This window comes from Sodalis sp. (in: enterobacteria), assembly GCF_051710625.1.
Lineage (GTDB): Bacteria > Pseudomonadota > Gammaproteobacteria > Enterobacterales > Enterobacteriaceae > JBPESN01.
The window spans coordinates 38,284-49,246 of sequence record NZ_JBPESN010000003.1 but is presented as its reverse complement, the minus strand read 5'-3'; the positions used below and the strand labels follow the sequence as shown (position 1 = coordinate 49,246).

General features: G+C 59.1%; 13 protein-coding genes and 3 pseudogenes. 11 read left to right on the top strand and 5 right to left on the bottom strand.

Annotation, left to right across the window (positions count from 1 at the left end; all coding sequences use genetic code 11):
- Positions 1-104 precede the first annotated feature (104 nt).
- Positions 105-869 (bottom strand): pyruvate dehydrogenase complex transcriptional repressor PdhR, encoded by a 765-nt coding sequence (gene pdhR / locus ACTBDU_RS01915; protein ID WP_438805364.1) that lies wholly within the window; start codon positions 867-869, stop codon positions 105-107.
- A gap of 559 nt (positions 870-1,428) precedes the next feature.
- Here pdhR and ACTBDU_RS01910 point away from each other — a divergent pair.
- Positions 1,429-2,782 (top strand): annotated as a pseudogene (locus ACTBDU_RS01910) (amino acid permease).
- 52 nt (positions 2,783-2,834) lie between these two features.
- Here the strand turns inward: ACTBDU_RS01910 and ampE are convergent.
- The gene (ampE, locus tag ACTBDU_RS01905) at positions 2,835-3,692 is read right to left on the bottom strand and encodes a beta-lactamase regulator AmpE (protein WP_438805363.1); all 858 of its coding nucleotides are present in this window, start codon (positions 3,690-3,692) and stop codon (positions 2,835-2,837) included.
- Positions 3,693-3,708: 16 nt separating this feature from the next.
- Positions 3,709-4,270, bottom strand: a pseudogene (gene ampD, locus ACTBDU_RS01900) (1,6-anhydro-N-acetylmuramyl-L-alanine amidase AmpD).
- A gap of 80 nt (positions 4,271-4,350) precedes the next feature.
- Between ampD and nadC the strand changes: the two are divergent.
- The 7 genes and pseudogenes from nadC (at position 4,351) to ACTBDU_RS01865 (ending at position 7,204) form a co-directional block, all read left to right on the top strand.
- The gene (nadC, locus tag ACTBDU_RS01895) at positions 4,351-5,238 is read left to right on the top strand and encodes a carboxylating nicotinate-nucleotide diphosphorylase (RefSeq protein WP_438805362.1); all 888 of its coding nucleotides are present in this window, start codon (positions 4,351-4,353) and stop codon (positions 5,236-5,238) included.
- Positions 5,239-5,395: 157 nt separating this feature from the next.
- Positions 5,396-5,835: pseudogene (gene ppdD, locus ACTBDU_RS01890) on the top strand (prepilin peptidase-dependent pilin).
- Positions 5,835-6,104 (top strand): hypothetical protein, encoded by a 270-nt coding sequence (locus tag ACTBDU_RS01885; protein WP_438805361.1) that lies wholly within the window; start codon positions 5,835-5,837, stop codon positions 6,102-6,104. Before ppdD ends, ACTBDU_RS01885 begins: the two are co-directional and overlap by 1 nt.
- A gap of 130 nt (positions 6,105-6,234) precedes the next feature.
- Entirely contained in the window at positions 6,235-6,498 is a 264-nt protein-coding gene (locus tag ACTBDU_RS01880; protein ID WP_438805360.1) for an ATPase, T2SS/T4P/T4SS family, read from the top strand.
- Positions 6,398-6,613 carry an ATPase, T2SS/T4P/T4SS family gene (locus ACTBDU_RS01875; protein ID WP_438805359.1) on the top strand — a complete coding sequence of 72 codons (216 nt, stop codon included), beginning with the start codon at positions 6,398-6,400 and terminating at the stop codon, positions 6,611-6,613. The genes ACTBDU_RS01880 and ACTBDU_RS01875 overlap by 101 nt, the downstream gene beginning before the upstream one ends.
- A gap of 6 nt (positions 6,614-6,619) precedes the next feature.
- Positions 6,620-6,796, top strand: coding sequence for a hypothetical protein (locus ACTBDU_RS01870; RefSeq protein WP_438805358.1), 177 nt, complete (start codon positions 6,620-6,622; stop codon positions 6,794-6,796).
- A gap of 183 nt (positions 6,797-6,979) precedes the next feature.
- Positions 6,980-7,204 (top strand): hypothetical protein, encoded by a 225-nt coding sequence (locus tag ACTBDU_RS01865; RefSeq protein WP_438805357.1) that lies wholly within the window; start codon positions 6,980-6,982, stop codon positions 7,202-7,204.
- A 186-nt stretch (positions 7,205-7,390) separates the two neighbouring features.
- Here the strand turns inward: ACTBDU_RS01865 and ACTBDU_RS01860 are convergent, their stop codons facing one another.
- A complete protein-coding gene (locus ACTBDU_RS01860; RefSeq protein ID WP_438805356.1) occupies positions 7,391-8,434 on the bottom strand; it encodes a GMP reductase in 1,044 nt (347 codons plus the stop codon).
- Between the two features lie 184 nt (positions 8,435-8,618).
- Here ACTBDU_RS01860 and coaE point away from each other — a divergent pair, with 184 nt between their 5' ends.
- From coaE to yacG, 3 genes are read left to right on the top strand one after another with little or no spacing between them, the layout of a single operon-like run.
- Positions 8,619-9,245, top strand: a complete 627-nt coding sequence (gene coaE / locus ACTBDU_RS01855) for a dephospho-CoA kinase (RefSeq protein ID WP_438805355.1) — start codon at positions 8,619-8,621, stop codon at positions 9,243-9,245.
- Entirely contained in the window at positions 9,242-9,997 is a 756-nt protein-coding gene (zapD, locus tag ACTBDU_RS01850; RefSeq protein ID WP_438805354.1) for a cell division protein ZapD, read from the top strand. The genes coaE and zapD overlap by 4 nt, the downstream gene beginning before the upstream one ends.
- A 12-nt stretch (positions 9,998-10,009) precedes the next feature.
- Complete coding sequence (gene yacG, locus ACTBDU_RS01845; RefSeq protein ID WP_438805353.1) at positions 10,010-10,219, top strand: DNA gyrase inhibitor YacG; 210 nt, start codon at positions 10,010-10,012, stop codon at positions 10,217-10,219.
- A gap of 263 nt (positions 10,220-10,482) precedes the next feature.
- Here yacG and mutT read toward each other — a convergent pair whose 3' ends face one another.
- Complete coding sequence (gene mutT, locus ACTBDU_RS01840) at positions 10,483-10,872, bottom strand: 8-oxo-dGTP diphosphatase MutT (RefSeq protein WP_438805352.1); 390 nt, start codon at positions 10,870-10,872, stop codon at positions 10,483-10,485.
- Between the last annotated feature and the right edge of the window lie 91 nt (positions 10,873-10,963).

Here is a 10,963-nt window from a genome sequence, read left to right as displayed (position 1 = left end):
AATATTGGTTTAGTTGGAGCCTGTCTTCCTATGCTCTGGCCATCAGAACATAGGAAGACAGGCCCATAGCTTCTGCTGCCGCGTGGGCTGCCGTTTCCGGAAGCTTAATCTTTGCGTTGCTGGAGACGTCGAAGCGATCGTTCCCGCCGGCTATGTTCCCGGCCAAGGTCCAGCAAAATTTCCTCAATAAACGCCAGATGGCGATGTGACGCCTTGCGCGCCTTTTCCGGCTCGCGCGCAACTATCGCCGCGAAAATTCCGGCGCGGTGGCTGCTCACCTGCGCCAGCATTTCCCGGCGCGAGTAGAGCAATTCAAAATTTTGACGCACGTTGTTTTCCAGCATCGGCCCCATGCAGCGCACCAGGTGCAATAAAACTGCATTATGCGCGGCTTCGGTGACGGCAATTTGATAATTCATGACGGCATCGGCTTCCGCGTCAAGATCGCCGCTGTCCCGCGCCGCCTGAATCGCCTGATGGCATTCACGGATATGCTCGAAATCCTGCTCGGTACCGCGCAGCGCCGCATAATAGGCGGCAATCCCTTCAAGGGCGTGGCGGGTCTCCAACAGGTCGTATTGCGATTCAGGATGCTCCGCCAACAGTTCAGTCAGCGGATCGCTGAAGCTTTGCCATAAATTACTTTGCACAAACGTCCCTCCACCCTGCCGACGTAGCAGCAGGCCTTTGGCTTCCAATCGCTGGATGGCTTCCCGCAGTGAGGGGCGGGATACGTCAAACTGCTTGGCCAGTTCACGCTCGGGGGGCAGTTTTTCGCCGGGTCGCAGCGTCCCTTCCAGAATCAAATATTCCAACTGTTGTTCTATGACATCCGATAACTTGGGTTGGCGGATCTTACTATAGGCCATTTCTTGTTTTCTCAGCGGATGGCGCGGAGTCAATTGGTAATACCAATTACATTTACACGGTGCTAAAAGTAACAAGGTATTCACCTTCTGTCCATCGTGGCTTTGACCTAAATCATCAAATCGCGCACATTCTCACAAAAGCCTTACATCTGTGCTGCATCAGGCCCGCTCTCCAGCATAATCTGTTTTACGCTATAAAAGGTTATTAACCTCTGTGAAACGTTCCCTGCGCCCGACAAGGAGGCGTCAGGTGTGTTTTGTCGAGAAAACCGCTGCAAAATGCATAGTCATGCATCCCCTTAAGGCCCCCAGTTTTCCTGGAAAGAAGGGTTTCTTTAGTCCGTCTATCGACGTCACCGATTTATTCCTCATTAAGCGTCATAAATCCCGTGCAAACCTGCCGACACATCACTATTCTGTTGCCCGCCGCGACAGCCCGAACGCGAAAATACCGCGCCAGGCCGCGTAAATTAAAACGTACAACAACCGTAACCGTGGACAAACACAGCGCAGGCCGGCATCCAGGTACTTGCCCGCCTTAACGACAGAGGATTCGATAATGGAAGGTCAACAGTACGACGAGACGCTGAAACGCGAACTAACAAACCGCCATATACAGCTCATTGCTTTGGGCGGCGCGATTGGTACCGGCCTGTTTCTGGGGATTGCACAAACCATACAAATGGCCGGCCTTTCGGTTATTCTGGGCTATGCCATCGGCGGTTTTATCGCTTTCCTTATCATGCGCCAGCTGGGCGAGATGGTGGTGGATGAGCCGGTAGCGGGCTCGTTTAGTCACTTCGCCTATAAATACTGGGGTAATTTCGCCGGTTTTGCCTCTGGCTGGAACTATTGGATGCTCTATGTCCTGGTGGCGATGGCGGAATTGTCTGCGGTCGGCATCTATATGCAATATTGGTCGCCCGGGCTGCCGACCTGGGTATCAGCGGCGGTGTTTTTCCTGCTGATTAATGCCATCAATCTGGCCAACGTGAAGCTTTATGGTGAAATAGAATTCTGGTTCGCCATTATCAAGGTGATCGCCATCGTCGCGATGATCGTTTTCGGCGCCTGGCTCCTGCTCAGCGGTCGTGGCGGTCCGGAGGGCAGCGTCACCAACTTATGGGCGCAGGGTGGCTTCTTTCCCGCACGGCGGCAAAGGTTTGCTGATGGCCATGGCGGTTATCATGTTTTCCTTCGGTGGTCTGGAGCTGGTGGGGTATTACCGCCGCCGAGGCCGACGACCCGACGCGCAGTATTCCTAAAGCCACCAATCAGGTCATTTACCGCATCCTGATATTCTATATCGGTGCGCTGGCGATCCTGCTTTCGCTCTACCCCTGGGCCAAAGGGGTAGAGGGCGGCAGCCCGGTTGTCCTGATTTTCTAATCCCTTAACAGCTACTGGGTAGCCCATATACTCAATCTGGTGGTCCTGACCGACCGCCGCGTTGTCGGTCTACAACAGCTGCGTTTGCAGTAATAGCCGCATGCTGTACGGTCTGGCCCGCCAAGGCAATGGCACACAATCGCTGGCGAAAGTCGACCAGCGCGGCGTGCCGGTGGCCGCACACGGCGTTTCGTGTGCTGCGCAACTACCTGATGCCCGGTCAGGCTTTTGGTCTGCTGATGGCGCTGGTGGTGTCAGCGCTGGTAATCAATTGGAGCATGATCAGTCTAGCGCATTGGAAATTTCGCCGCAAAAAAGCGCAACAGGGCGTCATTCCGCGCTTTCCGGCGCTGTGGTGCCCGGTGGGCAACTGTTTTTACCTGCTCTTCATGGCAAGTATTCTGGTGATTATGCTGCTCACCCCGAGCATGGCGATTACGGTATATTTGATTCCGGATTCCCTGGTGGTGCTGGGTGTCGGCTTCGCGCTGAAAACCTCCGGCCCGTGCGCAGCCGCACGCTGATTCCCGGTTCCCGCGCCGGCCGGTGTTACCGGGCCGGCGACGGGTGGGCAGCCTAGAGCAGCGCGCCGTAAATAATCAACAGCGCCACCACCACCACCACAATCACCAAAGTGACCTTTTTCGCCAGCGACACCGCGGCGCGGGGCGTTTGCACCGCATCCGGATGCGGCTCGCGCGCCAGCGAAAACTGCGCCAGCCGCGTGAGAACCTGATACTGGCTGCTATGGATATCCCATAGCGAAGCGAACCAGGCCGGCAGCGCCTTCTCGCCATGCCCCAGCAGGGCATAGGCCGCACCCGCCAGCCGCACCGGCAGCCAATCCAGCCAGTGCAGCAGCAAATCGATGCCGGAGCGCGCGCGTTTCAACGGTGTTGAGCGGCGCGCCAGCCAGGTTTGCCAGGCGCGCAAAAAGGCATAGCCTGCCATTGGCACGGGGCCCCAGAGGCCGCCGATGACCAGCCAAAACAGCGGCGCCAGATAAAACCGGAAGTTGCTCCACAGCAGCGCGTTTTGCAGTTCGCGCAACCGTTCCGCCGGAGCACCTTCCACCGGCATGCCGTGTATTAACGCCAGCTCTTCGCTCATCGCCGCGCTGGCATCGATATCGCCGCGGGCGGCGGCAATCAGATAGTCACGATAATGGCGCCGGATCCCGCCCGCACCGATGCACAATAGTGCCAGGCTGACCCACAGCAGCAGCAACGGGGTTTGGTAAAACCACCCTGAGGCCAGCCGCAGGCAGACCGCGACCAGCAACATCCAGCACAGCGCCAGAATCAGCGTCTGCGCCAGCGACGTCTCGCGCAGACGGCTGAACGGCCGCTCAAGCCAGTGGTCCAGTTGCCAATGTTCGCCGTGTTTGAATAACCGCTCCCAGGCCAGCACCAATAGTAATGTAAACAGCGTCATAACCCGCGTCTCCCTGTTAAATGTCGTCAGCCTGTGGTGATAATAATTGCTGAAAATAGTGCCAGTTGAAGGACGGTCCTGGATCGGTTTTCCGCTCGGGCGCGATGCGATATAGCTATGGCCGGTAATGTGCGCCGGCGTAATGGGATAATGGCGCATCAACAAGCGGGTCACGTCGTCAAGCTGGTGATACTGGGGTCGGTATAGGCTAGCGTATCGGTCCCTTCCAGCTCGATGCCGATGGAAAAATCATTGCAGCCCTCACGCCCCTGATAGCAGGACATTCCCGCGTGCCAGGCGCGTCGATGAAAGGGAACATACTGCACCACCTCCCCATCCCGCCGGATGAGACAATGCGCGGACACGCGCAGTTGCCAAATAGTGGCAAAATAGGGATCGTCCGCAGGATCCAGCGTACCGGTAAACAGCCGATCTATCCAGGGACCGCCAGTTTGGCCCGGCGGCAAACTGATATTGTGCACCACCAGCAACGTAGGAAATACGTTCGCCGGTCGATCGTCGCAATGGGGAGAAGGCACGCGCTTCACATCTGCAATCCAACCGCATGCTGACCTTATTTTACCGAGTATGGTACTTCGCCCGGCTTCAGGGTAGCATGAATCGTCGCTTCCCTTTATCCGCAGATACGGAGATTTTTATGTTTACCCACCGTTACAACGTTGAGCGCCGCCGGGCGGAATTGCTTGCTCGAATTCAACAGGATATCCCGCTGTCGGTCAGCGCCGCATTGAAAGAAGATCTGGGCGGCGGCACCGACGCGCAGACCGATATCACCGCGCTGCTGCTGGTGGACAGTCAGGCCAGCGCCGTGATTATCACTCGCGAAAATGGCGTTTTTTGCGGCCAACGCTGGCTTGAAGAGGTATTCAACCAGTTGGGCGGCGGCGTGGCGATTGAGTGGTTGGTTGCGGATGGCGATGACATTCTAGCCAATCAACCCCTGTGCCGGCTGAGCGGGTCGGCGCGCCTGCTGCTTACCGGTGAACGGACCGCGCTCAATTTCGTCCAGACGCTGTGCGGCGTGGCCAGCGAAGTGAAACGGTATGTCGCTGCGCTGGCGGGTACCGGTACCACGCTGCTTGATACGCGCAAAACCGTGCCGGGCCTTCGGACCGCCCTGAAATACGCGGTGCTGTGCGGCGGCGGCAGCAATCACCGGCTTGGACTGGCGGACGCGTTCCTCATCAAGGAAAATCATATCATCGCCGCCGGCTCCATCGCCAATGCCGTCGTCAACGCCGTGGCGCTACGCGCCGATGTGCCGGTGGAAGTCGAAGTGGAATCTCTGGACGAGCTGCATCAAGCGCTGGATGCCGGCGCCGATATCATTATGCTCGACAACTTCAGCCGTGAAGATATGGGGCAAGCGGTAGCGGTGACCCGCCAACGAGCGGTGCTGGAGGTGTCCGGTGATGTTACGCTCGCTACGCTGCGCGATTGCGCGCTGACCGGCGTCGATTATATCTCCGTCGGCGCACTGACTAAACATCTACGGGCGCTAGATCTCTCCATGCGTTTTCATTAACGATCACTATTGCGCGCGGCCACGCAATTTACTTGTCACAACCTGCAGCCGCGCGGGGTAGAGCCGAATCCGTCTGCCACTTTTTCTTTCCGCCGCTATCCGGGCGTCTGCCGAGCCGCTAGGGTGAAGGGGTTTTCGTTCACCCAAGGGGCCAGATATGCATCGTCAGCGTGGATTTACTCTCATGGAGCTGATGGTGGCGATCGCCATCATCGCTATACTTAGCGTAATTGCGCCGCCCGGCTATCAACGTTATCTGAATCGCGCGGCGCTGACCGATATGCTGCGCAGCTCCAGCCACTACCATCTAGCGGTGGAGCTGTGCGCCATGCAGCAGGGCGACATCGATAGCTGCAATGCCGTCGGCTGGGTATTCCGGCCAGCCGTCGTTCCCGTTATGTCAGCAGCGTCAGCATGCGCCAGGGCGTGATAAGTCTGACCGGCCGCCGAACCCTGGCGGGGCTGACGCTGGTGATGACGCCCGAAACACAGGGCGACGGTCTGCTCTGGCAGCACCGCTGCGACACCGCGGCCGACGGCCATCTTGCCGCGCCGTGCGAGGCGTTATTTCAAAGCACTGAACACGAGGATGCGTAATGTTCAACCGTACGCATGCCGAGGCGCGCTGGCCGGTGACAGGTACTCCGCTGCGCGACGATATGCCGGTAACCGGCACGCTGGATTTGCTGCTGCAGCGCGCGCTCTGTCGCGAGGCGTCGGATATCCACATCGAACCCTCCTGTTCGCCCACGGGCTACCGGCGTTCGGCGATGGCCTGCTGTGTTCACTGCGGCTTTCCACACGGCCCACGCTATATGGAGAAAAAGCGGTACTATGTTTGTTACGCTGCTCGCCACAGCGCCTGACGCCTAAAAAATTAGGTATGCCGGCGCCTCCCTCTCAGGCGGCGCGTGCGCGACGCGCTGCGGCAACTCCACGGGCTGATATTGATTACCAGCCCTACCCGGTAGCGGTAAGACGCTGACGCTCTACGCCATGCTGAATATGCTGCGCTGGCGTCCGCTCAATATTTGCAGCGTGGAGGACCCGGTTGAGGTGCCGTTGACCGGTATTAACCAATGTCAGGTCAATCCCCGGGTGCGGCTGGATTTTCCGCCGCTGCTGCGGGGCGCTGCTGCATCAAGACCCGGACGTGCTGATGGCTGGCGGGATCCGCGATCCGGAAACCGCTGCCGTAGCGCTGAACGCTGCCCGCGCCGGCCATCTGGTCCTTTCAACGCTACACACGCTGTGCGCTGACGACGCCGTCTGCCGGCGTGCGCCTCGGCCTGAGGCGCCCGTGGAGGTCGCGGCAGGCGGCTGGCAGGCAGCAGGACACAACCTCGTCCGCCGAACTCAGGCGCGTTTTGGGTAATTCGCCATGAGCGGCCGCTGGCTCTGGCGTTGGCAGGGTCTGTGCGCCGAAGGACGATTCTGCCGGGGAGAGATGATAGGCCGTAGCCGCCGCGACTGCGGCCTGCGTTTAGTAGCGCAGGGCTACCAGCCCTTTCGCCTGCGCATTCACGGCTGGCTGCCGGCGCGCTATTGGCAACGCTGAACGCTGATTGCCCTTACCGACCGGCTCGCCTCGCTGCTGCATGCCGGCCTTCCGCTGCGGGAAAGCCTAACGCTGCTGGCCGCCGAATACCCCGTGCAGGCGGGCGCTGTCTGCTGGCGCAGATCGGCGCCGCGGCAAGGCGCTGCATCAGGCGCTGGCGCCGATGTCGCTGTTTCCGGTGCATTGCCGCTGGTTGATTCGCAGCGGCAAGCTCACCGGCACGCTGGACGAGGTTTCGTCGCAGCTGGCGCGGGGTTACACGGCGAGCAGGCGCGGCAGAAGGCCGAACAGCTGGCGCAGCTAGCTGAACCTGCTCTGCTGTTGCTGACGGGCACCATGGTATGCGGATTGGTGGTCATGCTTTATTTACCGCTACTGCAGTTAGGAGAGGTCTTTAGCCAGTTTTGATCGCGACTACGGCACACCCGCCGCGCACGGTTGCAGGCCGAAGGACGGAGCGGTCGGGGGCGCCGCCGTCACATCTATTTGCAGGGCCGAGAGACGCTCATCGAAACGGCAGGCTGACAGCAACGCTGAACCACGCAACCGGGGACAGGTTAAGGCGGCGACGTCCCGTTCGCCGCCTGACGCTGTTTACAACTGGGTGAAGATCCTGTTTTCCTGCTCGGCAACGCGAATAAACGTGGTGCGTTTGGTCAACTCCTTCAATCGTGATGCGCCAACGTAGGTGCAGGCGGAGCGCAGACCGCCGAGGATATCGCGGATGGCATATTCCACCGGCCCGCGCAGCGGCAGTTTGACGGTTTTACCCTCCGCAGCGCGGTAATCAGCCACACCGCCGACATGCCGTTTCATGGCCGATTCAGAACTCATGCCGTAGAACAGCATAAAGCGTTCGCCGTTTTCCTCGACGATGGTGCCTTCGCATTCATCGTGGCCGGCCAGCATCCCCCCTAGCATCACTAAATCCGCGCCGCCGCCGAACGCTTTAGCGACGTCGCCCGGCACCGCGCAGCCGCCGTCGCTGACAATCTGACCGCTCAGACCGTGGGCGGCATCGGCACACTCGATCACCGCCGACAGCTGGGGATAGCCGACGCCGGTTTTTACCCGCGTGGTGCATACCGAGCCGGGACCAATACCCACTTTGACGATATCGGCGCCGGAGAGGATAAGCTCCTCCACCATTTCGCCCGTGACCACATTGCCGGCGCAAATCACTTTATCCGGGCAGGCTTCGCGAGCTTTCTGGACGAAGGTCACAAAATGCTCCGAATAGCCGTTGGCGACATCAATGCAGATAAAATTTAGCTGCGGTGACAGCGCCAGGATCTGCTTCAGTTTCTCGAAGTCGGCGGCGGAGGTCCCGGTAGACACCATCACATGACGCAGTAGCGATTCCGGCGCCCGCGCCACAAATTCACGCCACTGATCCACGTTATAATGTTTATGCACCGCGGTGAGCACGGCGAATGCGGCCAGCGCCTCGGCCATATGAAATGTGCCGACGGTATCCATGTTCGCGGCGATAACCGGCACGCCGGACCAGCGAATGCCGGGGTGTTTGAAGGTGAAGTCGCGCTGCAGTTCAACATCGGCGCGGCTTTTCAGCGTAGAGCGCTTAGGCCGGATAAGGACATCTTTGAAACCTAACTTCACGTCTTCTTCAATACGCATAGGGTTTTCCTGGTAAAAGGCGACGAGTCGCTAATCAATATTGAATACAATTTGCCTATTCCAGTAGCGGTATCATACGCGGGATTAAAGTTAGGGCAAGACTGCGAAATCTGCCCATTTTACGCTACAATCGTACCAATTTACCTTATGCCGAGAGATTCTCTTTCAGGGTGAGGCAGTTAACGTGACCCAATATATTGTGGCGCTGACCGGCGGTATCGGCAGCGGTAAAAGCACGGTGGCCAACGCCTTTGCCGCGCTTGGCGTGCCCTTGGTGGATGCCGACGTCATCGCCCGGGAAGTGGTGCAGCCGGAAAGTCCAGCTCTGCGCGCCATCGTACAACGTTTTGGCCCGGCGATGTTAAGCGCGGACGGCTCGCTAGCTCGCGCCGCGCTGCGAGCGCGTATTTTTAGCGACCCGGCAGAAAAAACCTGGCTTAATGGCCTGCTTCATTCGCTTATTCAACGACAAACCGAGCAGCAATTGCGCTCCGCCCGCGCGCCGTACGTGCTATGGGTGGTGCCGCTGCTGATCGAAAATAACCTGCAGCAGCGCGCCAATTGGGTGCTGGTGGTGGATGTGGACCGCGAGCGCCAGATCGCGCGCACCGTCAGCCGGGACGGCGTCAGCCGCGAGCAGGTGGAAAACATTCTGGCGGCGCAGGTGTCGCGTCAGCGGCGTCTGGCCTGCGCGGACGATATTATTGATAATAGCAGGCGCCCCGAGGAGATAACGGATAGCGTTGCTACTTTGCATCAACGCTATCTTGCGCTTGCGGCATCAGCAATCCGACAGGATAAATCACCATGAGTGACGTTTACTCGACAACGGTGCTGTTTGAACACCCGTTAAATGAAAAAATGCGTACCTGGCTGCGGTTGGAGTTTCTACTACAGCAGCTTTACCGACATCCGGCATTAAGCGAGACGACTAACGCACTGACGTTTTTTCATACCTTGGCCGATTTGCTGGACGTTCTGGAGCGCAGCGATATCCGCAGTGAAATGCTGAAAGAGCTCGATCATCAGCAGCAAAAGTTATTGCAATGGGAGGGCCTGCCCGGCGTCGACAGCGAACGCGTCAGCGCCCTACGCACCGAGTTCAAACGCTGCGCTACGACGCTGATGGCGGCCCCGCGCCTGGGGCAATTGCTGCGCGAGGATCGCCTGATCGGCGCTGTACGCCAGCGGCTTTCCATACCCAGCGGGTGCTGTAGCTTCGACCTGCCGGCGCTGCATATCTGGCTCCATCTGCCGCAGCCGCAGCGGGATACGCAGGTAAACGGCTGGCTGCAAACGCTGGATCCGCTTAACGCCGCGCTGATCCGCATACTGGATATCGTGCGCCATTCAGGGCCGTTCAAGAACCAGATCAGTTTAAACGGCTTTTTCCAGGATAACGTCGATGATAGCGATTTGCTGCGGCTGCGCATCCCAGTCGAGCATCAACTCTATCCGCAAGTATCCGGCCATAAAACCCGTTATGCTATCCGTTTTTTATCCCTGGACAGCGATAACGGCGTGGTGCCGAACCGTCTGCCGTTTGAACTGGCCTGTTGTTAGGAGAACGCTATTATGAGCGACGATATCGTTAACGTCACCTGCCCCACCTGCCCCACCTGCGGCAAAGCGGTAGAATGGAGCCCGACAAGCCCGTTCCGGCCGTTTTGTAGCAAACGCTGCCAGTTGATTGATTTGGGCGAATGGGCGGAAGAGGAAAAACGCATTCCAAGCGATGTGCAAATTACCGATAGCGATGAGTGGAGCGATGAAACCCGCCATTGAGAGGACCGCACCGGCGGCGCTGTATCTGCCGCCGCAGGCGACACGCTTCCCCCGGATGCCGCGCCCAGACTCCCACCTTACCTTGGTTATCCCCGTCAGCCGTTAGCGGTACGATGCGCTTGCCGCCGGCTAGCATGAGCGGCCGACAACCCGGCACGCCGAAGAGTGCACCCTCCTTGCCCCTCGCGCGACTGGGTGCGCTATGCGTTGCGCCACTGACTGTGCGGCACCGCGGCGCTATCCCGCTGGCCCCACGCGCTCTTCTAGTCCGCCGTCAGTTGGCGGATGATGGCCGCGTTGGCCGGTGGAAACTCATCCGCACGCAGCGCCTGCTGCGGGCACCAGCGTGCCGGCTGTCCTTCGTTGCCGCAGGGCGTGCCGCGCCACTGCTCCACCAGATAGAAATAAAACGCCAACTGCCGCTCGGCGAAAGCATGCTGGGTGGTCGCCAGCAGTTGGGCACGCTCGACGTCAATGTCGGTCTCTTCGCGCAATTCGCGATACAGCGCCTGCTCGGGGGTCTCTCCCGGCTCCACCTTACCGCCTGGAAACTCCCAAAATTCCCCCATGTGCACGTCCGCCGGGCGGCGGGCGATAAAGATCTCCCGCCGGGCGTTACGAATGATGCCCACCGCAATGGTTCGTATCGTCATAGCTGTCAGCGCTCCTTCACGTTGTCCTGTACAGCCAGGCCGCGCGCCCTAGAAAAAGTGTAAACCGGTTTCACAAAAACGCCCGGGGTAC